The organism is Aquipseudomonas guryensis (assembly GCF_014164785.1).
Taxonomy (GTDB): domain Bacteria; phylum Pseudomonadota; class Gammaproteobacteria; order Pseudomonadales; family Pseudomonadaceae; genus Aquipseudomonas; species Aquipseudomonas guryensis.
On sequence record NZ_JACJFN010000002.1, the window covers coordinates 1 to 23,523 of the forward strand.

23 protein-coding genes and 2 tRNA genes are annotated in these 23,523 nt (G+C 61.2%); 12 read left to right on the forward strand and 13 right to left on the reverse strand.

What is annotated here, in order from left to right:
* Positions 1-708 precede the first annotated feature (708 nt).
* From H3H45_RS07605 to H3H45_RS07615, 3 genes are all read right to left on the reverse strand, one after another.
* A complete protein-coding gene (locus H3H45_RS07605; protein WP_182833154.1) occupies positions 709-1,086 on the reverse strand; it encodes a hypothetical protein in 378 nt (125 codons plus the stop codon).
* A gap of 492 nt (positions 1,087-1,578) precedes the next feature.
* Positions 1,579-2,043: a hypothetical protein gene (locus tag H3H45_RS07610; RefSeq protein ID WP_182833155.1), complete on the reverse strand. Its 465-nt coding sequence runs from the start codon at positions 2,041-2,043 to the stop codon at positions 1,579-1,581.
* 78 nt (positions 2,044-2,121) lie between these two features.
* Complete coding sequence (locus H3H45_RS07615; RefSeq protein WP_182833156.1) at positions 2,122-2,595, reverse strand: hypothetical protein; 474 nt, start codon at positions 2,593-2,595, stop codon at positions 2,122-2,124.
* A gap of 463 nt (positions 2,596-3,058) precedes the next feature.
* Between H3H45_RS07615 and H3H45_RS07620 the strand changes: the two genes are divergently transcribed.
* The gene (locus H3H45_RS07620; protein WP_182833157.1) at positions 3,059-4,024 is read left to right on the forward strand and encodes an integron integrase; all 966 of its coding nucleotides are present in this window, start codon (positions 3,059-3,061) and stop codon (positions 4,022-4,024) included.
* A gap of 144 nt (positions 4,025-4,168) precedes the next feature.
* Here H3H45_RS07620 and rimO read toward each other — a convergent pair whose 3' ends face one another.
* The 4 genes from rimO to H3H45_RS07640 form a co-directional block, all read right to left on the reverse strand.
* A complete protein-coding gene (gene rimO, locus H3H45_RS07625; protein ID WP_182833158.1) occupies positions 4,169-5,491 on the reverse strand; it encodes a 30S ribosomal protein S12 methylthiotransferase RimO in 1,323 nt (440 codons plus the stop codon).
* Between the two features lie 195 nt (positions 5,492-5,686).
* Positions 5,687-6,235 carry a cytochrome b gene (locus H3H45_RS07630; RefSeq protein WP_182833159.1) on the reverse strand — a complete coding sequence of 183 codons (549 nt, stop codon included), beginning with the start codon at positions 6,233-6,235 and terminating at the stop codon, positions 5,687-5,689.
* A gap of 124 nt (positions 6,236-6,359) precedes the next feature.
* Positions 6,360-6,436: transfer RNA gene (locus tag H3H45_RS07635), tRNA-Met, on the reverse strand.
* 118 nt (positions 6,437-6,554) lie between these two features.
* Positions 6,555-6,631 (reverse strand) — tRNA-Met (locus H3H45_RS07640).
* 136 nt (positions 6,632-6,767) lie between these two features.
* On the opposite strand from H3H45_RS07640, the gene dinB reads away from it, so the two are divergent.
* The 7 genes from dinB (at position 6,768) to H3H45_RS07675 (ending at position 13,311) form a co-directional block, all read left to right on the forward strand.
* Positions 6,768-7,823 (forward strand): DNA polymerase IV, encoded by a 1,056-nt coding sequence (gene dinB / locus H3H45_RS07645; protein ID WP_182833160.1) that lies wholly within the window; start codon positions 6,768-6,770, stop codon positions 7,821-7,823.
* 127 nt (positions 7,824-7,950) lie between these two features.
* Entirely contained in the window at positions 7,951-8,274 is a 324-nt protein-coding gene (locus H3H45_RS07650; RefSeq protein WP_182833161.1) for an HvfA family oxazolone/thioamide-modified RiPP metallophore, read from the forward strand.
* A gap of 13 nt (positions 8,275-8,287) precedes the next feature.
* The gene (locus tag H3H45_RS07655; protein ID WP_220494217.1) at positions 8,288-9,115 is read left to right on the forward strand and encodes an HvfB family MNIO-type RiPP peptide maturase; all 828 of its coding nucleotides are present in this window, start codon (positions 8,288-8,290) and stop codon (positions 9,113-9,115) included.
* A complete protein-coding gene (locus H3H45_RS07660; protein ID WP_182833162.1) occupies positions 9,112-9,816 on the forward strand; it encodes an HvfC family RiPP maturation protein in 705 nt (234 codons plus the stop codon). The genes H3H45_RS07655 and H3H45_RS07660 overlap by 4 nt, the downstream gene beginning before the upstream one ends.
* A gap of 36 nt (positions 9,817-9,852) precedes the next feature.
* The gene (locus H3H45_RS07665) at positions 9,853-10,455 is read left to right on the forward strand and encodes an HvfX family Cu-binding RiPP maturation protein (RefSeq protein WP_182833163.1); all 603 of its coding nucleotides are present in this window, start codon (positions 9,853-9,855) and stop codon (positions 10,453-10,455) included.
* Between the two features lie 238 nt (positions 10,456-10,693).
* Complete coding sequence (locus H3H45_RS07670; RefSeq protein ID WP_182833164.1) at positions 10,694-12,046, forward strand: OprO/OprP family phosphate-selective porin; 1,353 nt, start codon at positions 10,694-10,696, stop codon at positions 12,044-12,046.
* A 140-nt stretch (positions 12,047-12,186) separates the two neighbouring features.
* Complete coding sequence (locus H3H45_RS07675) at positions 12,187-13,311, forward strand: GNAT family N-acetyltransferase (protein ID WP_182833165.1); 1,125 nt, start codon at positions 12,187-12,189, stop codon at positions 13,309-13,311.
* A gap of 70 nt (positions 13,312-13,381) precedes the next feature.
* On the opposite strand, the gene H3H45_RS07680 is transcribed toward H3H45_RS07675, so the two are convergent.
* Positions 13,382-13,945, reverse strand: coding sequence for a hypothetical protein (locus tag H3H45_RS07680; RefSeq protein ID WP_235983521.1), 564 nt, complete (start codon positions 13,943-13,945; stop codon positions 13,382-13,384).
* 230 nt (positions 13,946-14,175) lie between these two features.
* Between H3H45_RS07680 and H3H45_RS07685 the strand changes: the two genes are divergently transcribed.
* From H3H45_RS07685 to H3H45_RS07700, 4 genes are all read left to right on the forward strand, one after another.
* Entirely contained in the window at positions 14,176-14,886 is a 711-nt protein-coding gene (locus tag H3H45_RS07685) for a DUF4349 domain-containing protein (protein ID WP_182833167.1), read from the forward strand.
* A 79-nt stretch (positions 14,887-14,965) separates the two neighbouring features.
* Positions 14,966-15,496 carry an RBBP9/YdeN family alpha/beta hydrolase gene (locus tag H3H45_RS07690; RefSeq protein WP_182833168.1) on the forward strand — a complete coding sequence of 177 codons (531 nt, stop codon included), beginning with the start codon at positions 14,966-14,968 and terminating at the stop codon, positions 15,494-15,496.
* A gap of 82 nt (positions 15,497-15,578) precedes the next feature.
* The gene (locus H3H45_RS07695) at positions 15,579-15,800 is read left to right on the forward strand and encodes a VF530 family protein (protein WP_182833169.1); all 222 of its coding nucleotides are present in this window, start codon (positions 15,579-15,581) and stop codon (positions 15,798-15,800) included.
* Between the two features lie 21 nt (positions 15,801-15,821).
* Positions 15,822-16,328, forward strand: coding sequence for a hypothetical protein (locus tag H3H45_RS07700; RefSeq protein ID WP_182833170.1), 507 nt, complete (start codon positions 15,822-15,824; stop codon positions 16,326-16,328).
* A 23-nt stretch (positions 16,329-16,351) separates the two neighbouring features.
* On the opposite strand, the gene H3H45_RS07705 is transcribed toward H3H45_RS07700, so the two are convergent.
* From H3H45_RS07705 to H3H45_RS07725, 5 genes are all read right to left on the reverse strand, one after another.
* Positions 16,352-19,468 carry a transglycosylase domain-containing protein gene (locus H3H45_RS07705; RefSeq protein ID WP_182833171.1) on the reverse strand — a complete coding sequence of 1,039 codons (3,117 nt, stop codon included), beginning with the start codon at positions 19,466-19,468 and terminating at the stop codon, positions 16,352-16,354.
* 168 nt (positions 19,469-19,636) lie between these two features.
* The gene (locus H3H45_RS07710; RefSeq protein ID WP_182833172.1) at positions 19,637-20,377 is read right to left on the reverse strand and encodes a glutathione S-transferase family protein; all 741 of its coding nucleotides are present in this window, start codon (positions 20,375-20,377) and stop codon (positions 19,637-19,639) included.
* A gap of 299 nt (positions 20,378-20,676) precedes the next feature.
* On the reverse strand, positions 20,677-22,290 hold the full coding sequence (locus H3H45_RS07715; protein ID WP_182833173.1) for an FMN-binding glutamate synthase family protein: 1,614 nt from the start codon (positions 22,288-22,290) through the stop codon (positions 20,677-20,679).
* A 106-nt stretch (positions 22,291-22,396) separates the two neighbouring features.
* Complete coding sequence (locus H3H45_RS07720; protein ID WP_182833174.1) at positions 22,397-22,945, reverse strand: hypothetical protein; 549 nt, start codon at positions 22,943-22,945, stop codon at positions 22,397-22,399.
* Positions 22,946-23,041: 96 nt separating this feature from the next.
* Positions 23,042-23,443 (reverse strand): hypothetical protein, encoded by a 402-nt coding sequence (locus H3H45_RS07725; RefSeq protein ID WP_328822279.1) that lies wholly within the window; start codon positions 23,441-23,443, stop codon positions 23,042-23,044.
* Between the last annotated feature and the right edge of the window lie 80 nt (positions 23,444-23,523).

A 23,523-nucleotide genomic window follows, 5' to 3' on the forward strand; every position in this document is an offset into this window, starting at 1 on the left:
CTTGCTGAGCACAAATAACGGTCTCTATCTTCAGACGGCCGCTCGATTCTGTGCTGGCACCGCGATGCGGCTGCTGTGTTCTTGGGCACGGACATCGACCATGGCTTTGCTCTTGCGCCTAACGTTTGGCTAAGGGGCCGGCTTCGCCGGTCCCAGCGAACGAAGTGAGCGCTTTGAGCGCATTGTTAGGTTGCTTTATGCGCATTCAAAGCTTGTGCTATTTTTCTTTTGCATTTTAAGTTATCTGTTTATTAGTTTTCTCAATTTTCTTGTAAGGTAAATCCATTGAAACCAGCCAAACAAGCAAAATGATAAATAGAAAAACAAAGAAATGAACAAAGATGGATTGCAGCCTACCAAATCGGCCACTCGATCCAATTCCGGCGCAAGGAATATTGTTATCGGAGCCGCCAACAATCCAGTTGGGAAATTTATAACCATTGAAAGCATCAGGATAAACTGACCTACATGGTGATCAAATGCTAAATTATTCACGTGACTGTAGTAAATTTCATACCCAAGAACCCACGTTAAAAACGCAAGAGCAAATACCCACAGCCATTGAATAATCTTAAATATCCACACTTATTGAATGCTCACTTGAAGGTTTTAATGTGCCCGCAACTCTCTGGGGCGACCTAACGTTTGGTTAAGGGGCCGGCTTTAGCCGGTCCCGCAGTGAGCGAAGCGAACGACTTGAACCAGTTGTTAGGTTGCAGTTGCACGATTTCCGCCCCATTCGATTGTGATACTGAGAGCCGAAATTTCCCAGCAGAACCAAGGCGTATTTTTTTTGTAGCCCTGCAAGTTCAGGGTTCCGTTTTCGAAGCTTGCTAACTCTACTGTGTCTATTGGACAGCCGCTTAGCTCAGCAGATTTTTCCACGCCACCACCTAAGTGTTGTGTTGCTGATTCGCTGGTGACGTTAGAGAGCCGAACTATGGCGTTAAGCTCTTCGTTTACTTGATGTTTATTAGATTTAAAGCGAATTGACTTGAATGAGATAGTTATTTCGCCATCACCACGAAGGACATCGTTAATTCGGGAGTTTTCAAGGTCGAAGCTTCCGATGTCTGCATGGATCATGATCTGTAACCTAACGTTTGGTTAAGGGGCCGGCTTTAGCCGGTCCCGAGTGAGCGAAGCGAACGGCTTGAACCAGTAGTTATGAGCCATTAATTGCGCTCGGGGCAGTGCCAAACAACGCTATGCCACATGCTGCCGGATACGGTGAACTGCACCATGAGCATCTGAGATGCCTTGTAGTCTGGTGCTTTTGTGTAATTGAAAACTAATTTTGAGGAAATTTCCTCTCCAAAGCTTAACGCCTGATCAATGGGTGCGCTATGCGTTGCTAAACTGGAAACTAGGGAGTGCCACTTCCCTTCAGAAGCCGACTTTATGTCTTTTCTCCACTTTATATATGCTCTGTTCAAGAATAAATCATGAACGTAATTGGATAGCTCTTCTTCTATCTCAGTAGTCGGCACGGTTTAACCTTGATGGTTCATAACGTTTGGTTAAGGGGCCGGCTTTAGCCGGTCCCGAGTGAGCGAAGCGAACGACTTGAACCAGTTGTTAGAGGCCATTTTTACCACTGATCATTTGGATGATTTCTGCGCTGGTTAGACGATTTACTAAGGGGGAGCGATTGCCTTTAAACTCTGGCCAGCGAATACGGTTTAGCTTAATCCAATTTATTGAGCATGAATTTAGCGAAATTTCTTCATTCCAGGCGAGTATGTAATCTCTGCCGAGCTCTAAGTTTTTTCCGCAGCTTGACAGGAATTCAGAGCTTTTAAAAGACAGCATGGGCTCCGTGCTACCTTTATAAATCTCTAGCACTTTAATCTTTCCTTCTGCAGTCATATCCTCTTTGGTGGCCTCTATAAAATTTACAATCTTTAACTCGAAAAGCACAACTCTGGCTATATTTTGGTAATTACTTATATTTTCCTCTGTAGGTTCTGGTGTTGAACATCTACAGGCTTCGGCAATATTTGCAAAAAACATTGACGCGAAAATGGTTATAAGTATTTTCACGCTGGGCCTCTAACGTTTGGTTAAGGGGCCGGCTTTAGCCGGTCCCGAGTGAGCGAAGCGAACGACTTGAACCATTTGTTAGCGGTGATACCACGTGGCATTTTTGATTTTTCCTGCCGGCGTGTATTTTTTAAGGAGCTCAGCCATTTCTGCTAAATTTTCGTACCCTTCAAAGCGTAAGTTGCTGAAAGATTTAGTGGTTAGAAGAAGGGATTTAATATTTCCTTTCGCGCTCTGAATTCTGAGGCTTTCTATATCCGATAACGGCATGCTCACAACAGCGCCTTTGTGCGATATATCGATTTTGTTTTCAGATTCAATGATGGATACGATTGGGTAGGAGGAGTCATGATTTTTTATGTTTTTATACGCGCTGGGTAAATGTTTTATGAGTAGTAAGGTAATAATTGCAGCTAATATTTTGTGATAAAGGCTGTCGCTGGCAATAAACATCCAGGCGGCGCCTGCAATTATGCCGACCACTAGCAATGCGGCGAGTATAGTTTTTCGTTTGCCGCTACTTTTATATTTTTCGGATACGTGGAAATTCATATATACCGCTAACGTTTGGTTAAGGGGCCGCGGAACGCGGTCCCGAACGAGCGAAGCGAGTGACTTGAACCAGTTGTTAGGCAGCGGACTTCGAGCCGGACGCAGGACTTACTGCCAGCGCTGAGCTTAACCGGCGGGGCGCACGGTGTGTCGGTTTCGACCCCGGAAGTTATTTGTGATGTGCGCATTTCCTGAAAGCAACTCCCTTGCTGAGCACAAATAACGGCCTCTATCTTCAGACGGCCGCTCGATTCTGTGCTGGCACCGCGATGCGGCTGCTGTGTTCTTGGGCACGGACATCGACCATGGCTTTGCTCTTGCGCCTAACTATAAGTAGACGACACAAGTGGCGTAATGCGTTGCGCCATTAGTGTCGGATAACGTTCCTTGTCGTCTGGCAAGTCCTTGTCTAGCCTGCAAATCGCATCAGGAGATGCGACATCAGTCAGGGAGCAACAGCGACATGGATGACAAGCCCAAGCTGCTCGATCAGGTTCGCGAGCAAATTCGTCTTCGACACTATTCGATTCGTACCGAAGCTGTCTATCTGGAGTGGGTGAAGCGCTTTATCCGCTTTCACAAGTATCGCCATCCGCAGGAGATGGGCGTCGCAGAAGTTGAGGCTTTTCTGAGCGATCTGGCGATGCGGCGGGATGTGGCGGCGTCCACCCAGAATCAGGCGCTGTCGGCGATTCTGTTTCTCTATAAGCAGGTATTGCGGATCGAGTTGCCGTGGATGGATGGGGTGATTAGGGCGCGGCGGCCTCAGCGTTTGCCGGTGGTACTGACTCGTGAGGAGGTGGCGAGTGTGCTGGCGCAGTTGGACGGCACTCTGTGGTTGGTAGCCAATCTGCTGTATGGCTCGGGCATGCGTTTGATGGAAGTGCTGCGCCTGCGGGTCAAGGATGTAGAGTTTTCTCGTTTAGAGATTCTGATTCGCGATGGTAAGGGGCAGAAGGATCGGGTGACCATGCTGCCACGCAAGTTGGCGGCACCTTTGGAGTTGCATCTGCAACGGGTTCGCGCATTGCACGAGCAGGATCTGCTGGAGGGTTTCGGGCGGGCGAATTTGCCGCATGCATTGGCGCGCAAGTATCCGAATGCGGCGGCGGAGTGGGGCTGGCAGTTCGTGTTTCCTTCGATCAATCGCTCCGAGGATCCGCGTTCGGGTGGCATCTTCCGCCACCATCTGCACGAGAAGACCATTCAACGTGCGATCCGTAATGCGGTGCGTCGTGTGGGGCTGAACAAACCTGCTACGCCGCATACCTTTCGCCATTCCTTTGCTACCCATCTGTTGGAGAGTGGTCAAGATATCCGCACGGTGCAGGAGCTGTTGGGGCACGCGGATGTGAAGACCACGCAGATCTATACCCATGTGCTCAATCGTGGCGGACTGGGGGTCATCAGTCCGCTGGACCGGGTGTAGAGAGGGTTTGGTGGGGCGGGTGACGGGCAGGTAATTGGGGGGAGCTTTGATAGCGAATGAATTCGCCCCCACAAAACTCAGCGCACTTGAAATGAAAAGCCCCGCACACAGGCGGGGCTTTTTCATTTAATGGCGCGGTGTTGATCAGGCTAGTTCGGCCCAGAGGTCGTACTCGTCGGCGTCGACCACGCGCACACGGACCTTGTCACCGGGCTTAACGCTGGTGGAGTCGATGAACACGCTGCCATCGATTTCCGGGGCGTCGGCGTAGGAGCGGCCGACGGCGCCCTGGTCGTCGACTTCGTCGATCAGCACTTCGATTTCCTGGCCGATCTTCAGCTGCAGGCGGGCGGCGCTGATGGCCTGCTGGTGGGCCATGAAGCGCTCCCAGCGGTCTTGTTTGACGTCGTCGGGGACGACTTCCAGGTCCATGTCGTTGGCCGGGGCGCCTTCCACCGGCGAGTACTGGAAGCAGCCGACGCGGTCGAGCTGGGCTTCGGTGAGCCAGTCGAGCAGGTACTGGAAGTCCTCTTCGGTCTCGCCGGGGAAGCCGACGATGAAGGTCGAGCGAATGGTCAGTTCGGGACAGATCTCGCGCCACTGCTTGATGCGTGCCAGGGTCTTGTCTTCGAAGGCCGGGCGCTTCATGGCCTTGAGCACTTTCGGGCTGGCGTGCTGGAAGGGAATGTCCAGGTACGGCAGGAGCTTGCCGGCGGCCATCAGCGGGATGACGTGGTCGACGTTGGGGTAGGGGTAGACGTAGTGCAGGCGCACCCACACGCCCATCGACGACAGCGCTTCGCACAGTTCCAGCATGCGGGTTTTCACCGGCTGGCCGTTCCAGAAGTCCATCTTGTACTTGAGGTCGACGCCGTAGGCGCTGGTGTCCTGGCTGATCACCAGCAGTTCCTTGACGCCGGCCTTGACCAGGCGCTCGGCTTCGCTGAGCACGTCACCGACCGGGCGGCTGACCAGGTCGCCGCGCATGGAGGGGATGATGCAGAAGCTGCAGCGGTGGTTGCAGCCTTCGGAAATCTTCAGGTAGGCGTAGTGACGCGGGGTCAGCTTGATGCCCTGCGGCGGCACCAGGTCGATCAGCGGGTTGTGCTCGGCCTTCGGCGGGATCACCTCGTGCACGGCGTTGACCACCTGCTCGTACTGCTGCGGGCCGGTCACCGAGAGCACGCTGGGGTGCACGTTGCGGATGTTGCCTTCGTCCACGCCCATGCAGCCGGTGACAATGACCTTGCCGTTTTCGGCGATGGCTTCACCGATCACTTCCAGCGATTCGGCCTTGGCGCTGTCGATGAAGCCGCAGGTGTTGACCACCACCACGTCGGCATCCTCGTAGGTGGGCACGATCTCGTAGCCCTCCATGCGCAGCTGGGTGAGGATGCGTTCGGAGTCGACAGTGGCTTTAGGGCAACCAAGGCTGACGAAGCCGACTTTCGGGGTGGCGGTGGACATCGGGGCTAACCTCATCGGGCGCTCTGGGTGGCGCCGCTGATCAAAAAGTGCGCAATTCTAGCGGCGCAGGCGAGGCTTGACCAGCGTTACGAGGTGCCGTTTGCCACCTTTTATATAAAGGTGGGCGCCGATTCCAGACATGCAGCAGCCCCATGCGGCTGAGGCTGTTCCTGCGGGAAGTGGGCGGCGGTGGGATTAGCCGCGCCCCGGCAGCATGCGCGTCAGGGTGTTGTCGCGGCTGACGAAATGGTGGAACAGCCCGGCGACGGCATGCAGGCCGATCAGCCAGTAACCGGCGGTGCCGGCCAGTTCATGCAGTTCCTTGATCTGTCCGGCCAGTTGTTTGTCTTCGCCGACCAGTGGCGGCAGCTCCAGGCCGAAGAACGGGATCGGCTTGCCGGCAGCGCTGAGGATCAGCCAGCCGGCCAGTGGCGCGCCGATCATCAGCAGGTACAGCGCCAGGTGCATGAGCTTGGCCGGGATGGCTTGCCAGGCGGGTAGGGCCGGGATGATTTTCGGTGTGGGGGCGATCAGGCGTGCCAGCAGGCGCAGCCAGACCAGAGCGAATACTGCCAGGCCGAGCATGAAGTGCCATTGCTTGAGCAGCTCGCGGGTGTCGCTGCCCTTGGGGAAGTTGCCTTTGAGTTCGATGCAGGCATAGACGCCGACAATCAGGATCAGCATCAGCCAGTGCAGGGCAATGGACAGGCTGCCATAGCGCTGTTCGGAGTTCTTCCAGCTCATTGTGTGTCCTCGCTTAGCCAGTTGTTGCACAGCATAGCGCCGTGAATCTTAAGAAAGACTGAGGGAGGTCAACGGAAAGCGGAAACGAAAAAGGCCACTCGTTTGAGTGGCCTTTCTTCGAAACTGGTTGCGGGAGCAGGATTTGAACCTACGACCTTCGGGTTATGAGCCCGACGAGCTACCAGACTGCTCCATCCCGCGGCGCCAATTCTACTGCGGGAGAAGTTTCTGTCAATCGATTTCTGCTTTTTAATCAATTACTTAAATAAAAAGGCAGAAACGAAAAAGGCCACTCGTTTGAGTGGCCTTTCTTCGAAACTGGTTGCGGGAGCAGGATTTGAACCTACGACCTTCGGGTTATGAGCCCGACGAGCTACCAGACTGCTCCATCCCGCGGCGCCAATTCTATCGTCAAATCCTCGGCTGTCAACCTTTGATGTGGAAAAAATCCTGATCGATCAGCTGCTTAGCGATGGACGAGTGGTAGACTCAGGGGCTTCAGGGCTTGCCTGCTGGGGCTTTCCGGACTTTCGTGCGCAAGATTATTCATGTGGATTGCGACTGCTTTTATGCAGCGATCGAGATGCGTGACGACCCGCAACTGGCTGGCAAGCCGTTGGCGGTGGGTGGCGCTGCCGATCGGCGCGGCGTGGTCGCCACCTGCAACTATGAGGCGCGGGCCTGGGGCATTCGTTCGGCCATGCCCATGGGCCAGGCGCTCAAGCTCTGCCCCGACCTGAAAGTGGTCAAACCACGGATGGATGCCTACAAGGCGGTCTCCCGGGAAATCCACGGTATCTTTCGCGAGTTCACCGAAATCATCGAGCCGCTGTCGCTGGATGAGGCCTACCTGGACGTGACCGATAGCGCGCATTTTGCCGGCAGCGCCACGCGCATCGCCAAGGAGATCCGCCGGCGGGTGTCGCAGGAGTTGCATATCACCGTGTCCGCTGGAGTGGCGCCGAACAAGTTCCTGGCCAAGATCGCCAGCGACTGGCGCAAACCCGATGGCCTGTTCGTCATCACCCCGGACCAGGTCGACGAGTTCGTCGCCGCGTTGCCGGTGAGCAAGCTGCATGGCGTGGGCAAGGTCACCGCGGACAAGCTCGGGCGTCTGGGCATCGGCACCTGCGCCGATCTGCGCGAATGGAACAAACTGGCCCTGGTGCGCGAATTCGGCAGTTTCGGTGAGCGCCTGTGGAGCCTGGCCCGTGGCATCGACGAGCGCGCCCTGCAGACCGATAGCCGGCGCCAGTCAGTCAGTGTGGAGAACACCTACGACGAGGACATCCCCAATCTGGCGATGTGCCTCAAGCGCTTGCCCGAGCTGCTCGAGCAACTGGAAACGCGCATGACACGCCTCGACAGCAGCTATAAGCCGGACAAGCCCTTCGTCAAGATCAAGTTCCACGACTTCAGCCAGACCACTCTGGAGCAGGCCGGGGCGCGCCGTGACCTGCACAGCTACCAGCAACTGCTGTCTGCCGCCTTTGCCCGGGGCAACAAGCCGGTGCGCCTGCTCGGCGTTGGCGTGCGGCTGCTGGACATGCGCGGCCGGCATGAGCAGCTGGAGCTGTTTGCGCCCTGAATATGGCGCCGCACAAACCATCGCAGAAAAAATCTACGCCTGCTGTAACGTCGGCCGTACCCCTGCGTCTAGTGTGGCGAGGGGGCCATGCTGGCCTCCCAGCATCAACCACCACCGGAGAGATTCCATGAAACAGCTGAATACCGTTGTCGCTACCCTGGGTGCTGCCCTGCTGAGCACTGTTGCTGTAACTGCCCAAGCGGCCGGCAACCCCTTTGCTGCCCAGGAACTGAGCAGCGGCTACAGCCTGGCGGCCCACGAGAAGGGTCACGAAGGTTCCTGTGGCGAGGGCAAGTGCGGCGCCGAGATGAAAGCCGAAGAAGGCAAGTGCGGCGAAGGCAAGTGTGGCGGCGACAAGGCGGCCAAAGAAGGCAGCTGCGGTGAAGAAGGCAAGGCCGCCAAAGAAGGCAAGTGTGGCGAAGGCAAGTGCGGCGCCGAGAAGGCCGAGTAAGGTCGCCACGGACATGACCATGCAGCCTTTCGTCAGCGGCGCCGGCCTCGGCCTGCGTCGCGGCCTGCTGACGGCGCTGGCGGACAGCGCCGTGGGCCAGGTGGATTTCCTCGAAATCGCCCCGGAAAACTGGATCGGCGTAGGCGGGCGTTTTGCCCGCCAGCTGCGCGGCCTCAGCGAGCGCGTGCCGTTCCTCTGCCATGGTCTGTCCCTCAACCTCGGTGGCGTGGCGCCGCTCGATATCGAGCTGCTCAAGGCCATCAAGGGTTTTCTCGACGAACACGGCATCCGCGGTTACAGCGAACACCTGTCGGCCTGTGCCGACGAGGGCCAGCTGTACGACCTGATGCCGTTGCCGTTCACGGCGCAAACCGTGCAACGGGTCGCCGAGCGCATTCGCACCGTGCAGGATGTGCTGGAACGACCATTGATCATCGAAAACGTCTCGGCCTATGCGCGCCTGCCCGGCGAGCTGGACGAGACCAGTTTTATTCGCGCGGTGCTGGATGACGCGGATTGCCAGCTGCTGCTGGACATCAATAACGTCTACGTCAACGCGACCAATTTCAGCTTCGACCCGCTGGCCTATATCCAGGCCATGCCGGGCGAGCGCATCGCCTACCTGCACATGGCCGGGCACTACGACGAGGCTGCCGACCTGAAGATCGACACCCACGGCGCACCGGTGTGCGATCCGGTATGGACGTTGCTCCAGCAGGCCTATGCGCTGCATGGCGTGCGTCCAACTTTGCTTGAGCGCGACTTCAACTTCCCGCCGGTGAGCGAGCTATATGCCGAGGTGGCGCAGATCCGTACCCTGCAACAGGAGGCCGGGCGATGAGCGAGCGCGACCAGCTGGCCTTCGCCGCGCGCATTCGCCAGCCCCAGGGCGAGGCCTTGTTGCCGGGCATCACCGCCGAGCGCATGGCGGTGTACGAAGGCCTGTTCTTCAACAACATCGAGAGCTTTCTCAGCAGCGGTTTTCCGGTGCTGCGCCGGCTGTTCGATGACGCCCGCTGGCAGCGCCTGGTGCGCAGTTTTATCGCCGGTCACCGCTGCGCTACGCCATATTTCCTGGAGATCGGCGCGGAGTTTGTCGGCTGGTTGCAGCAGGGCTATGTCGCTGAGGCGGATGATCCGCCGTTCCTCCTCGAACTGGCGCATTACGAGCGTGTCGAGCTGGAGCTGGATGTGGCCACAGTCGAATTACCCGCGCAGGGCTGGTCGCCCCTGGCCTGGCCGCTGGCCTATGCCTGGCCGGTGCAACGCCTGAGTGCCGAGTACCGACCACTGCACGCGCCGGCCGAGCCGACCTGCCTGCTGGCCTGGCGTGATCGTGCGGACAAGGTGCGCTTCCAGCAGCTTTCGCCGTTCGCCTATCACCTGGCCTTGCGTCTGCAGGCGGGCGAGGCGAGTGCGGCGGCGTTACTGGCCTTGGCCGAGGCCAGCGGTCTTGCCGCCGACGAAAGTTACTTCACCCATGCCCGTGCGTTGCTGGATGACTGGCAGCGCCAGGACATCTGGTTCCCCCCGACCATCTGACCGGCCAGGCGCACAGCCCAGCCACCGGAGACACTCATGCTGACCCTGCTCAATCGCCTCCAGGATGCCCTGGACGCTACTCGTCGCCTCGACTTTGTCGGCCCGCTGCTGCTGCGCCTGTACCTGGTGCCGATCTTCTGGATGGCCGGTACGCAGAAGCTGGCGGACATGCCGGCGACCATCGCCTGGTTCGGCAACCCCGACTGGGGCCTGGGCCTGCCCTTTCCCGAACTGCTGGCCTGGCTGGCGGCGCTTACCGAGGCGGGCGGGGCGATCCTGCTGCTGTTCGGCCTGGCCGTTCGCTGGGTGAGCATCCCGCTGATCATCACCATGCTGGTGGCGATTGTCAGTGTGCACTGGCCCTATGGGTGGCAGGCGATTGCCGACCCCTCGGCGCCGTTCGCCAATGAGCGTGTGCTGGCTTCGGCCGAGAAGATCGAGCGGGCGCGGGCGCTGCTCAAGGAGCACGGCAACTACGACTGGCTGACCAGCAGCGGCAAGCTGGTGGTGCTGAACAACGGCATCGAGTTCGCCGCCACCTACCTGGTGATGCTGGTGGCACTGTTCTTCACGGGTGCCGGGAGCTCGCTCAGCGTCGATTACTGGCTGGCCCGCACCCTGCGCCGCAAAGCGAGCTGAACCGACCCGCCCGGCAGGCTGCTCTGGTCTGCCGGGCAGGACGCAGCAGGTCGCGGAACAGGCGGCCTGGCCCGATAATCTGTTTGTTATTATCAAAGGAACTAAAAAGTTCCTCTGTCATAGAACTTTCATCTATCAGCAACTGGGCTGAAATAACCCCCCGCCAAGATTCCCCTCCAGCACCAAGGGCAGTTGCCCGCGTGTTTTCCAACGCAAAGACCATTAGGGGAATTCATCGATGATCCGTAAGCACTTCGCCGGTTTTGCAGCCAGCGCCCTGGCTCTGGCCATTTCCGCCCAGGCTTTCGCCGGTACCGTCACCACCGACGGCACCGATATCGTGATCAAGACCAAAGGCGGTCTGGAAGTAGGCACCACCGACAAAGAATTCAGCTTCAAGCTGGGCGGCCGCGTACAGGCTGACTACAGCACCTTCGACGGCTTCTACACCAAGGATGGCGACAACGCTGACGCCGGTTACTTCCGTCGTGCCTTCGTCGAACTGGGCGGTGTGATGTACAGCGACTGGGCTTACCAGATCAACTACGACTTCTCGCACAACGCCGGTGGCGACAACCGCGATGAAGACGGTTATTTCGACGAGGCCTCGCTGGCCTACAACGGCTTCGCTCCGGTATCGATCAAGGCCGGCCGCTTTGATCCGGAATTCGGCCTGGAAAAAGCCACCAGCTCCAAGTGGGTAACTGCCCAGGAGCGTAACGCTGCCTATGACCTGGTCGACTGGGCCAACGGTCACAACGGCGGCATGGGCATCCAGGCATCCGGCACCGCTGGCACCTCCCTGTATGGTTCGGCCGGCCTGTTCGCCAAGGACGCCAGCAACTCCGACGAAGACGGCAATAGCTCCAAGCAGTTCAACCTGCGCGGCGTATTCGCACCGATGCACGATGCCGGCAACGTCCTGCACTTGGGCGTCAACTTTGCCCAGCGCGACGTGTCTGACGGCGAGTTCGACAGCCGTATCCGCAGCCGTCTGGGTATCCGTGGCGTGAGCACTGATGGTGGCCAGGATGCTGGCGACAACGGCAACCGTCTGCAACTGGGCGGCGCCGAAGCCACCAGCGCCGGCACCTTCGATGATGACGCCGCCTGGGGTCTGGAAGCAGCCTGGGCCACTGGTCCGTTCTCGGTACAGGGCGAGTATGTGTCGCGCACCCTGAAGGCTGACGACAACACCTTCGACGATGTCGATTCCGACGGCTACTACGTGCAACTCGCCTACACCCTGACCGGCGAGGCGCGCGGCTACAAGCTGGGCAAGTTCGACTCGATCAAACCAGCGAACAAGCAGATCGGTGCTTGGGAAGTGTTCTACCGCTACGACCACATCAGCGCCGACGACAACAACGACTACGCTGCCTTCGTCAATGGCGACGGCAAGTCCGGCAAGGACTTCAGCGATGTCGACGATATCGAAGGCAAGGTACACAACGTCGGTCTGAACTGGTACGCCAATGAATCCGTGAAGATCAGCGGCGTGTATGTTTCCTCCTCGGTCGACAACGCCAAGAACTCCGCGGGCGACGACGATGGCGACGGCTTCGTGATGCGCGCGCAGTACGTGTTCTAAGACTGTTCGGCAGGCTGGCGGCGGGCCCTCTTCCGCTGCCAGGTTCTGCACTGGTTCTACAGTATGACGCTGAAGTTGTTCTCCTAAGCCCTGCTTGCGCAGGGCTTTTTTTTGCCCGGACGACAGGCCAGACTGCGTGCATGCCGATTCGTATCCTCACCAGCCTCAACGACCTCCAGCCTGCGGCCTGGGACGCCTTGCTATCCGGGGCGCAGCCGTTTCTGCGGCATGCCTTTCTCTCGGCCCTGGAAGACAGCGGCAGCATCGGTGGGCGAAGCGGCTGGCAAGCCTCTCACCGGCTGCTTTGCGATGCGACCGGCAAACTCCTGGCGGCGCTGCCCGCCTATGTGAAGGCGCACTCCTATGGCGAGTATGTGTTCGATATGGGCTGGGCTGATGCCTGCCAGCGCGCTGGCATTGCCTATTACCCCAAGCTGCTCGGCGCCGTGCCGTTCAGTCCGGTGGGTGGCCAGCGCCTGCTGGGCGATGCGTCGGCTGTGGCACCGCTGCTCGACGAGCTGGAACGTGATCTGCCGCACCAGGGGCTGTCCAGTCTGCACATCAATTTCACCCAGGCCGATGCCGATGCGCTGCTCGCCGGGCGCGAGGGCTGGTTACCGCGTATCGGCTGTCAGTATCACTGGTTCAATCGCGACTATCGCGACTTCCAGGATTTCCTCGATGCGCTGACTTCGCGCAAGCGCAAGCAGATGCGCAAGGAGCGTGAGCAGGTGGCGGGGCAGGGTATCGCTTTCGATTGGCGCGCAGGGCACGAACTGAGCGAGGTCGAGTGGGATTTCGTCTATGCCTGTTACGCCAATACCTACCATGTGCGCGGCCGTGCGCCATACCTGACGCGCAGCTTCTTCAGCCTGCTGGCCGAGCGCATGCCGGCAGTCATCCGCGTGGTCATCGCCCGCCAGGGGGCGCGGCCGGTGGCTATGGCCTTCAGCCTGGTAGATGGGGATACCTTCTACGGTCGTTACTGGGGTTGCCTGGGCGACTTCGATCGCCTGCACTTTGAGACCTGCTTCTATCAGGGTCTTGACTACAGCATTGCCCAGGGGCTGCGACGTTTCGATGCCGGTGCCCAGGGCGAACACAAGCTGGTGCGGGGTTTCGAGCCGGTGCTGACGCAGTCCTGGCACTACCTGTGTCATCCCGGTCTACGGGCGGCGGTGAGGGATTTTCTGCAGGAAGAGCACGGGCATATCCACGCCTACCTGGCGCAGGCGCAGGCCGTCTTGCCGTATCGGTGTGGTTGACTAGGGCCGCCGAAAACGGCCGAAACCCGGCCAGGAATTGCTCCGCGCCGGGTTGTTGCAGCGGTTGCGATCAGCCCTTGGTGGGGGTGATGCCGTTGTTGACCTGGAACTGCTTGATCAGCTTCTCCGGCTTCTTCTCTTCCTTCTGCAGCAGATAGACCACGCGCTCGCCGTTCGGCCCGCTGGCTATTTCGGTGTGGCGGAAGATCGGCTCGCCGAGGTTGTTCACGTCGACCATGTCGCCGTAGCGCCGGCTGACGAAGATGACGCCTTCCTGGCGGATTTCGCCGTAGAAGTTGCTGGCCGGTGGCAGGCTCTGCTTGAGGAACTGGTAGGCGGCGATCTTCTTGAGATCCTTGCCCTGATCCTCGGCGCGCAGGGCCAGCACAATGCTCTGGCCATACTTGTCTTTCTCTTGCAGGTCTTTCAGGTAGGGCGCCTTGCCGCTGGCGACGAAGTCACGATAAACCTTGGCGTCATCGAACAGGTACAGGTTCTCTTCGGTGCGCACCTGATACCAGTCTTCGTTGTTCAGGCTTTCGGCCTTCGGAGCCGGCGCGTGGTTGCTGCAGGCTGCCATGGCCGCAGCCAGCAGGGCGATGGATACAGGTTTGAACATGGATTTTGCGGACATCAAATTACCTCCCCAGGACGAATGGCTGGAGAGTCTCGCTGTGGCAGGTGACGAAATGATGACGCTTTGCGGACGCATCTGATAAGCCCACCATCCGCGCTTACTCGGCTGTTGTCGTGAACGGCCGCGCAGTAGCGACTTATGCCTAGCGCAGCGGGTGAAAGAGGGCTGCAAAACCCCGTATGATCCGCGCCTGTTCAACAGGGACAAGCCATAGAGGGCGTCAACGGATGAAAAACTATCTGCGTCAATCGGCCGTGCTGGCCATGTTCTGCATGCTTGTCGGCCTTGCCGGCTGCGCGTCCAAAGGCGGGGAGATGGTGGGTGAAGCGGCTGCGCCTGCCACTGCGGGGTACAGTTCAGCGGAGCAGGGCAAGGCCTCCGGGCGCCTGCTGGTGTGGACCGCCAACTTCTCCCTGGAAGTGGCCGACCTAACCAAGGCTCAGGCCCAGCTCACCGAGCGCATGCTGGCGCTGGGTGGCTATGTCGAGGAAAAGAGCGACTACGGCAGCTACAGCCAGAGCCTTGTCTATCGCGTGCCCAAGGATGCCTTCGCCGCGGCCCTGGGTGATGTCGAGCAGAGTGGCAAAGTGCTGTCGCGCCACGTCAAGGGTGAGGATGTCACCGAGCAGTACGTCGACGTGGAAACCCGCCTGCGCAACAACATCGCCCTGCGTGACCGCCTCCGCGACCTGCTCGGCAAGGCCAAGGACATCAAGGACATCCTGCAGATCGAGAGCGAGCTGAACCGCATCCAGTCCGAGATCGACTCCATGGAAGCGCGCATGCGCATCCTCACGGACCAGATCCAGATGTCCACCCTGCGCGTCGAATTGCGCCAGCAGGAAGCGGAAAAGCCGCCCACCATCTACGGCCCGCTGGGTTACCTGTACAAAGGCACAGCGTGGTTCGTGACCAAGCTGTTCATCATTCGCGAGTGAGGCTGGGGCAGCGCCAAGGCTGCCCGTGACGGCGCGGCCTGAGCCTGGCGCCAGCATTCCCCTACGGAGGTCACGGTTTATGACCACGCCATTTCTGATCATCCCCGGCTACGGCGGCTCAGGTCCCGAGCATTGGCAGAGCCTGTGGCAACAGGCCGATCCGCGTTTTCGCCGGGTCGAACAGCGTGACTGGTGGCGCCCGGTCTGTAGCGAGTGGGTGGCGCAGCTGGAACAGGCGGTGGCCGCCAGCGGCCCGCAAACCGTACTGGTGGCCCACAGTCTGGGTTGCGGGCTGGTGGCGCACTGGGCGGCGCAGACGCGCCTGTCGGTACGCGCCGCCATGCTGGTAGCCCCGCCGGACCCGGAAGGGCCGGCTGCCGAGCTGGGCATCGAAGGTTTCGTACCGGTGCCGGAACTGCCACTGGCCTTCCCCAGCCTGCTGGTGGCCAGCAGCAACGACCCGTTTTCCAGCCTGGAACATGCGCACAGCTCGGCCATCCGCTGGGGCAGTCGTTGGGCCAATATCGGCGCGGCCGGGCATATCAACGGCGACAGCGGCCTGGGCGACTGGGCCGAGGGCCGGGCGCTGCTGCAGTCGCTGCTGGAGTGAGCTTGACGACGGCCGCCTGCGGCAGCAACGCCGAGTTGTGGTTAACTTGGCGCCCGGCAATTGCACTTCACACAGGCCCATCGTGAGCGAACAAGCGAATAACCCCCTGCATGGCATCACCCTGGAAAAACTGCTGGGCGAGCTGGTCGCCAAGTACGGCTGGGATGGCCTGGCCAAACGCATCGATATCCGCTGCTTCAAGGTCGATCCGAGCATCAAGTCGAGTCTGACCTTCCTGCGCAAGACGCCCTGGGCGCGCGAGAAGGTCGAAACGCTGTTCGTACAGATGCGCAGCAAAGGCTAACTCTTCAACGAGGTTTCATGGATGAACAAAGCCCTGTATTTAGCCCTGTTGTGGCTGGCGACGCCCCTGGCCCTGGCCGATTGCGCCTACCGGGCGCTGGCCATCGAGCCGCGCGGTGGCGAGTACGCGGCGCTGTATGGCGGTGCCGGCGAACGGGTGCAGGTGGAGTTCCACAACTTCAAGCGCGACGGTGAGGTCGACAGCTTCCCCGAGCCGCCCATGGTCCTGCGCCAGGGCACGGCCAGTTGCACCGTGGAGGGCGGCATCTGGCTGCGCCGCGCAGTGTTTCTCGATCGCAGTGAGCAGCGCCTGCTGGTGCAGTCGTTCAGTGGTTCCAGTGGCGAACTGCTGGTCTACGACACCCGCACTTGTGCCGAGTTGGCGCGCCTGGAGTTGCCAGAAGCCAGCTGGGCGCTGGAGGGCGACAGCCTCGTGCTGGGGCGCCAATGCAGCTCGGCCGGGCTAAGCAGTTGTGCGCAGCGCCAGGTGCTCCCACTCAACGAGCAGTGCCTGCCCTCGATCCCTTAGGGTGCGCCGAACTACACCAACGTTTAGAGATTGCGCACCTGCGCGGCGCTGGCCGGTATGGCGCAGCCGGTCTGGCTGTCTGGCTGCAGGTGCGGGGTGAGGATCGGCGCCATGCCCTTGAGTACCTGCACCGGCAGTGCCGAGGTGAAGCGGAATTTATCCGCGGCCTCGCCCGGCACGAAAGCGGTGAGGGTGCCGAAGTGGCGTGGGCCGAGGTAGAAGACGAAGGTGGCGGTGCGGTTGATGGCCCGTGAGCTGAGCACATGCCCGCCGCGGGTGACGTTTTCCACCCGGTTGTCGCCGGTACCGGTCTTGCCGCCAAGCACCAGCGGCGTGCCATCGGCCAGGCTGAAACTGCCATGCAGGCGCCGTGCGGTGCCGGCTTCCACCACCTGTGACAGTGCCTCGCGCAGGGCCGCGGCGACCTCCGTTGGCAGCACCCGTTCACCACGCCGCACGTCGTAGACCAACTCGGTGTCATAGGGCGTGGCGGCGGCGAAGTGCAGGCTGTCGATACGCACGCTGGGCTGGCGGATGCCGTCGTTCTGGATGATGCCCATCAGTTCGGCCAGCGCCGCCGGGCGGTCGCCGGAGCTGCCGATGGCGGTGGCCAGCGACGGCACCAGGTGATCGAACGGATAGCCCACGCGCTGCCAGCGCTGGTGGATATCGAGGAAGGCTTCCACTTCCAGCATGGTGCGGATGCGGCTGTCGCGGGCGCTCTTGTGCCGCGACTTGAACAGCCAGCCGTAGACCACCTGGCGCTCTTCGGCGCTGGCGGCCACGGCATCCCTGAAGGTGGCTTGCGGCTGTTCGATCAGGTAACCCAGCAGCCACAGTTCTAGTGGGTGCACGCGGGCGATGTAGCCCTGGTCCGGCAGGCTCCAGGCGCCCGGGCCGTAGTCCAGGTAGAGGCTGTGGATGCGCTTGTCGGTGAGCTTGCTCTTTTCCTGTGGCAGGTGCGCCCGCAGGAAGGCGGCGAAGGTCGCCTCGTCCACTTCCGGCATCAGGTAGCGGTGCACGGCAGCCAGGCGTGTCGAGGTATGGCGCAGGCCATCGAGGAAAGTATCCAGGCGCTCCTGGGCGTTCTTGCCCTCGTACTTGCGCCAGAAGCGCAGGAGGAAGGTGGTGCCTTCGCGGTCGGCGAAGCGCTTGAGGTAGTCGGCGCGTTGCGGGTGCTGGTCGTCCTTGAGCAGCTCGGCGCTGTTGTTGGCACCGTGGTAGGTGCTGTAGCGCACTAGGTCGCGCAGCAGGCGGATGAACGGCAGGTTGATCGACTCGCGCAGGGCCTCGCGCAGGGTGGGGATGCGGCCGTTGTCCTCGCGCTTGAAGTTGCTGAAGGTGTGCCGCCCGCCACCGGTGAAGAAGCCCTCGTAGGGGCTGGCCGAATACTTGCGCTCCAGGGCCGCATCGAGCAGGTCGCGCAGGGACAAGCCGGGCTGGGTGATCAGCTGGTCGATGGCCCAGCGGGTCAGGTGGTCCTGCGCCGCCACTTCGATCTGGCGCAGCGCTTCGGGGCTTTGCCCGGCGTAGCGAGCGTACAGCTCGGCCATCACTTCCAGGTAGGTGGTGAGTACGCGCAGCTTGGCGGTGGAGCCCAGTTCCAGCTTGCTACCTTCGTTGATGTCGAAGGGCTGGTCGGTGTTGTCGGTCTGCACCCGCACCCGCGCGCCGGCTGGGGTGCGTTCGAACAGGGTGAAGCTGTAGCGCACCTCGGCGGTTTTCTCCGGTGACAGCAGGCGTTCGCCATACAGGCCGATCTGCCCGGCGAACTCGGGGTCGGCCAACTGGTGCAGGTAGGCACTGACCTGTTGCTGTAGTTCGGCGTTGAGCGTGCTGCTGGCGGACAGGTCGAGGCGGTCGAGGTCGTATAGCGGCTGGTTGAGCAGGTTGGACAGCCGCGTGCGCGCCACGCTGATGCCCTTGTTGCTCTGCACCGGCTGGATGGCTGGGTGCTGGGCCAGGTCGCGGAATTGCAGCTTCTGCGCCAGCGCCGCATCGCGCAGGGTCCAGCCGATCACGCCGCCGCTGGCCAGCACGCGGATGTGGCTGTCGGTCAGTTTTTCCAGCTCCTTGCGACCCTGGGCCAGGTAATAGGAGGGGCGCCGCTGGGCGATCATCAGGGCCAGCACCTGGCGTAGCGCCAGGCCGCGCTCGGCGCTGCTGGCCATGGGCGTGCGCACGGGGTCGAGCAGGGCGTTGACCCGCGCGAAATCGGCACCGAACCACACCCGCAAGCCGTCGGCCAGGCCGTGCACTTCGCCATGCCCGGGAGCGGCGGAGAGCGGCACGCTGTTCAGGTAGTCACGCACGATGGCCTGGCGCGCGGCGAAGCTGTCCGGGCCCTGCTGGTAGGCGCGCACGCTGGCGGAAACCATCTGCCGCAGTTTCTCCATGGCCGACAGGGTCAGGCCGTCCGGCGAGTGGCGGTATTTCTCCAGCTGGGTGGCCAGGGTGCTGCCACCGGCCGACTGTTCCTGGATGGCGAAGTTCTTGCCCAGTTGCGACAGCGCCGCCTTGGCGAACCGCGGCCAGTCCACCGCCGGATTGGCCTGGGCCTGCTCGCTGTCGAGCAGGTGGCGGTTCTCGATGAACAGCAGGCTGCCGGCCACCAGCGGCGGGATGTCCTCGAAACGCGCATAGAGCTGCTGCGGGTAGCGGAACTGGTAGAGCGGCAGGCCGCGGCAGTCGCTGATAGTCAGGCCGGTCTGCAGTTTTTCCGCGAAGGGTGGAAAGAAACCGCGCTGGCTGTAGTCGAGCAGGGCGGGGGAGAACTGTGCCTGCTCGCTGATGAGGAAGTTGCGTTGCTGCAGGCGTTCCAGCAACAGCGGCAGGTGCGCGTAGCCAAGGCGCTTGTCGAACGGGCCGTCTGCCGGAAACTGGATGGCTTTGCTTGGCCCCGGTTGCACCGCGTAGCTCAGGCTGGCGGCGTAGCGGCTGAATTCGCGGGCCTGTAGCTGGGCGGTTTTCAGTTCATGGGCAACGCCCAGGCCAAGGGCGATCAGTACGGCCAGCAAGATCAGCCAGAACAGCGTTTTCAGACGCCGGCGGGGGGGCGGTTTTTCGGGCAACAAAAGCGGCTCTGGGCCGCTCACGGGGAGCGCTGTTTGCGGTGCGTCTGATTGCCATAAAGCGCCCATAGGGATCGGCTTGGCCTCACGCGATGCTTGCTCTTGTTCAAAGCTTAGTCGCCGGCTGCCGGGCCAGTGGTCTTTAATCGTCGGCGACGGGCGGCGGCACTGTCCCTAGGCTGCCGCGCCCGTTGTAGCGACTGGCAGGCCGTTTTTAATCAGCCTGCGAGCACCACGTCAGCTGTTGCGCTGCCGGTCCTCGGCGTAGCGACGCAGCACCCACTGCCCGGCTGGACGGGCGTAGAGCTGGTCGAGGAAGCGCTGGGTCTCGGCGTCATGCCCGGCGATGCCATCCCAGGGTGTGCCAGTTGGGGTGAACAGCGGGGCATAGAGGGCCGCGGCGCTGACATCGGCCAGGCTCAGGCGCTCGCCGACCAGATAGCGCGCCGGATCATTGCCGATCCGTTGCTCGATCAGGTCGAGGCCGGCCAGCAGCTCGGCCTGGGACTTGGCCACGCGCTCGGGGGTAACCCCGTAGAGCTTCTGCACACCATTGATCAGCAACGGCTGCAGCAGATCGCGCAGGCCGAACCAGGGGCGGTAGACCTTGAGCATGGCGTGCATCACCGAGCTCCAGTCCTTGATCTGGCCATACAGCCAGCGCCGTACATGCACGCCGAGGCGGTCGAAGCGTTCCTCCAGTTCGAGGATTGCCGCGCGCTGGGTGGCATCTTCCGGCAGCAGCGGCAGCTCCGGGTAGGCCTGTTCCAGATGCAGGGCGATAGCGGTGGAGTCGCCAATGCGGGTGGCACCATCCTGCAGGATCGGCAGGGTGGCGATGCCGGCCAGGCGCTTGCTCTTGAAACGATGCAGGCCGGGAAACAGGTTGGCGACCTGGTAGTCGAGGCCCTTGTGGTCGAGGTGCCAGCGGGTCTTTTCGCAGTAGTGGGAAATCGGGAACTGGTACAGGGTGCGCATGGAGTGGTGGCCTTGTGCCATAAATTTTGTGCGGAGTGTAAAGGACACTTAGCTGACTACCTAGTCTCGCGGTCAGTTCCAGTGTCTCGAACAGCCTGCACAACCGTATGGCCGCACCCCGTAACTGACCCGGACCTCGGAAACGCCCCTCCCCCAATAGTGGGAGAGGGGTTGGGAGAGAGGGGATGAGTCATCTAGCCCTTGGTTTTCTACCTTCTGCATCCATGCAATTGTCTCCCATCAATGGAAGAGGGAGCAGTCCGTAGCCCGGATGCAATCCGGGGAATCTCAGTAGGCCTTCAGGCCTGCGCCGCCTCAAAGCTGTCGGCCCGCGCCATGCTCCACATGCGTGGGTAGAACTCGCCGGACAGCTCGCCACTTAGCAACTCGCCCGGTTTGAGGAACACATGCAGTTGCGAGTACAGCTTGATCTCGCTGGCCGACATGCGTCGCACCAGATGCTTGGCCTCGACCTGCGACGGGTGGCTGAGGCCGGCGGCGGCGAGCATCTCGGCCAGGGCCTTGAGGGTGTTGCGATGGAAGTTGTGCACCCGCTCGGCCTTGTCCGGCACCACCAGGGCGCGCTGGCGCAGCGGGTCCTGGGTCGCCACGCCTGTCGGGCACTTGTTGGTGTGGCAGCTCTGCGACTGGATGCAGCCGATGGCGAACATGAAGCCGCGTGCCGAGTTGGCCCAGTCGGCACCGAGGGCCATGACGCTGGCGATGTCGAAGGCGCTGACGATCTTGCCGCTGGCGCCGAGGCGGATCTTATCGCGTAGGCCGCAGCCGACCAGGGTGTTGTGCACGAACAGCAGGCCTTCGCGCAGCGGTACGCCGATATGGTCGGTGAACTCCAGCGGCGCCGCGCCGGTGCCACCTTCCTTGCCGTCGACCACGATGAAGTCGGGAAGGATGCCGCTCTCCAGCATGGCCTTGGCGATACCCATGAACTCCCACGGATGGCCCAGGCAGAACTTGAAGCCGATCGGTTTGCCATCCGCCAGCTGACGCAGCTGGGCGATGAACTGCAGCAGTTCTAGCGGCGTGGCGAAGGCACTGTGGCGTGCCGGCGAGATGCAGTCCTGGCTCATCGGTACGCCACGGGTTAGGGAGATTTCCGCGGTGACCTTGTGCTTGGGCAGGATGCCGCCATGACCCGGCTTGGCGCCCTGGCTGAGCTTGATCTCGATCATCTTCACCTGCGGGTTACGCGCCTGCTCGGCGAAGCGTGCCGGGTCGAAGTGGCCATCCTCCGTGCGGCAACCGAAGTAACCGCTGCCCAGCTCCCATACCAGATCGCCGCCATGCTCGCGGTGGTAGGGGCTGATGCTGCCCTCGCCGGTGTCGTGGTAGAAACCGCCGCGCTGGGCGCCCTGGTTCAGCGCGCGGATGGCGTTGGCGCTGAGTGAACCGAAGCTCATTGCCGAGATATTGAACACCGAGGCCGAGTAGGGCTGGGTGCACTGCGGCCCGCCGACCGTGACGCGGAAGGTGCTCGGGTCGCAGTGCGCGGCCGGCAGCATGGAGTGGCTGATGAACTCGAAGCCGCTCTGGTACACATCGCTGAGGGTACCGAAGGCCTTGTCCGCGCTCTGGTTCTTCGCCCGCGCATACACCAGCGAACGCTGCGCGCGGGAGAACGGCAGCTTGTCGCCATCGGCCTCCAGCAGGTACTGGCGGATCTCCGGGCGCAGGCCTTCCACCAGGTAGCGGATATTGCCCAGGATCGGGTAGTTGCGCCGCACCGCCTGGCGCGTCTGCAGCAAGTCGTTGATACCCACCAGGCTCAGTACGCCAGTCAGTAGGGTCAGCGCCCACAGCCATTCATGAGCACCGAGAAAAGGCAGGCTGAGCAGGGTGAACAACACGCAGAAGGCGAAGAAGGCATAGCGATTGAGCAGCGACAGGCTCATGGGGATTCCTTGCCGGTTAGAGGGAACGGGTTGTTGAAAGGCGTTGAACATGGTGTACACCACGATCCGCACCATCTGGCCTGGCGCAGCGCAGGAGGGGCTGTCATCAGGGCTGTGATTGGCCCTGCCCAACTATAGCGGGCGGCGCTGCGCGCAGGGCGCGGTTGATCCTGCGGATCAGGTGCCAATGTGCAAGCCATAGCGGCAAGGCCAGCAGGCCCGCCAGTGAGCCGATGGCGTGAGGAATCAGCGAGAGAATCTGCGCACTGCACCAGCCGATGCCAGACAGCATGCCGAAGTGCGAGAAGGGGCGTAGCGCGTCATTGGCCTGGGCTTCCCGGCGCAGTGACTGGGTGACATGGGCGACGATGAAGAAGTCTTCGATGAAGTTGTACGGCAGCAGGAACATCAGCCAGACGCTGCGTGGCGCGGCGGCACGACACTCGGGGCGGACCAGTGACAGCGCGCATTGCAGGTCCCGGCAGTAGAGAAAAACCGCGAGCAGGAACAGCAGCGTGAGGCTGATGGCAGCCAGCGGCCCAAGCATCTCGAGTTCCCGGAAAATACCGGCGTCGGCCTCGGGCTGCAGCAGGGGGTAGGCCAGCGCAGCGGCAACCAGCAGGGTCAGCAGGAGTTTGACAGCGAGTAGCCGCATCACGGAGTCCTTGTCGTGCCGCTCCAGCAACAGGAGCGTGGTGCCAATCCAATCAGCCGGTCGGTGCGATGTAGCGCGGTTCTTTGCCTGGCCCGCTCACGCTGCCGCCTCTACAGGCCTTGCCAGGCGTGCCCGCCAGCGCCACTCCAGCAACGCCAGGCCACCGACAAAAGCACCCTCCCCGAGTAAATGTGCCAGCCCCCAGGGGCTGGCCGTGGGGGCGAAAACCACAGCCCAGCGTAAGCACGCCGCCGCCCACAGCGAGTTGGCTATCACCAGCAGTACGATGAGTGTGGGTGGGCGCCTGGCCCGCATGGCCAGCGAGAGGGAATAGGTGGCGTAGCCCAGGCTCACCAGGCCGATGAGGTGCAGCAACGCTGGGGAGAGCTGATACCAGTCGCTCAAGCGGTCACCGATGGCGAGCATCAGCACTCCGGCGCTGGCGGCCGCCAGCCCATCGATCCACAACAGATATCTACACAGCCACGGGGTAGTCACGGGATGTTCACGTCCTTGTTGTGTGGCGATTGAGTTTATCCGAGCGAGATACCTGGCAGGCGTTATTCAAGCACCTTGCG

Coding starts and splice junctions, on each gene's coding strand:
- H3H45_RS07720 (WP_182833174.1), bottom strand. CDS start 22,945: ATGCGGCTACTCGCTGTCAAACTCCTGCTGACCCTGCTGGTTGCCGCT.
- H3H45_RS07655 (WP_220494217.1), top strand. CDS start 8,288: ATGACCATGCAGCCTTTCGTCAGCGGCGCCGGCCTCGGCCTGCGTCGC.
- H3H45_RS07690 (WP_182833168.1), top strand. CDS start 14,966: ATGACCACGCCATTTCTGATCATCCCCGGCTACGGCGGCTCAGGTCCC.
- H3H45_RS07675 (WP_182833165.1), top strand. CDS start 12,187: ATGCCGATTCGTATCCTCACCAGCCTCAACGACCTCCAGCCTGCGGCC.
- H3H45_RS07615 (WP_182833156.1), bottom strand. CDS start 2,595: ATGAATTTCCACGTATCCGAAAAATATAAAAGTAGCGGCAAACGAAAA.
- H3H45_RS07650 (WP_182833161.1), top strand. CDS start 7,951: ATGAAACAGCTGAATACCGTTGTCGCTACCCTGGGTGCTGCCCTGCTG.
- H3H45_RS07660 (WP_182833162.1), top strand. CDS start 9,112: ATGAGCGAGCGCGACCAGCTGGCCTTCGCCGCGCGCATTCGCCAGCCC.
- H3H45_RS07670 (WP_182833164.1), top strand. CDS start 10,694: ATGATCCGTAAGCACTTCGCCGGTTTTGCAGCCAGCGCCCTGGCTCTG.
- H3H45_RS07680 (WP_235983521.1), bottom strand. CDS start 13,945: ATGTCCGCAAAATCCATGTTCAAACCTGTATCCATCGCCCTGCTGGCT.
- H3H45_RS07705 (WP_182833171.1), bottom strand. CDS start 19,468: ATGGGCGCTTTATGGCAATCAGACGCACCGCAAACAGCGCTCCCCGTG.
- H3H45_RS07710 (WP_182833172.1), bottom strand. CDS start 20,377: ATGCGCACCCTGTACCAGTTCCCGATTTCCCACTACTGCGAAAAGACC.
- H3H45_RS07685 (WP_182833167.1), top strand. CDS start 14,176: ATGAAAAACTATCTGCGTCAATCGGCCGTGCTGGCCATGTTCTGCATG.
- H3H45_RS07630 (WP_182833159.1), bottom strand. CDS start 6,235: ATGAGCTGGAAGAACTCCGAACAGCGCTATGGCAGCCTGTCCATTGCC.
- H3H45_RS07620 (WP_182833157.1), top strand. CDS start 3,059: ATGGATGACAAGCCCAAGCTGCTCGATCAGGTTCGCGAGCAAATTCGT.
- H3H45_RS07665 (WP_182833163.1), top strand. CDS start 9,853: ATGCTGACCCTGCTCAATCGCCTCCAGGATGCCCTGGACGCTACTCGT.
- H3H45_RS07605 (WP_182833154.1), bottom strand. CDS start 1,086: ATGATCCATGCAGACATCGGAAGCTTCGACCTTGAAAACTCCCGAATT.
- H3H45_RS07715 (WP_182833173.1), bottom strand. CDS start 22,290: ATGAGCCTGTCGCTGCTCAATCGCTATGCCTTCTTCGCCTTCTGCGTG.
- rimO (WP_182833158.1), bottom strand. CDS start 5,491: ATGTCCACCGCCACCCCGAAAGTCGGCTTCGTCAGCCTTGGTTGCCCT.
- H3H45_RS07700 (WP_182833170.1), top strand. CDS start 15,822: ATGAACAAAGCCCTGTATTTAGCCCTGTTGTGGCTGGCGACGCCCCTG.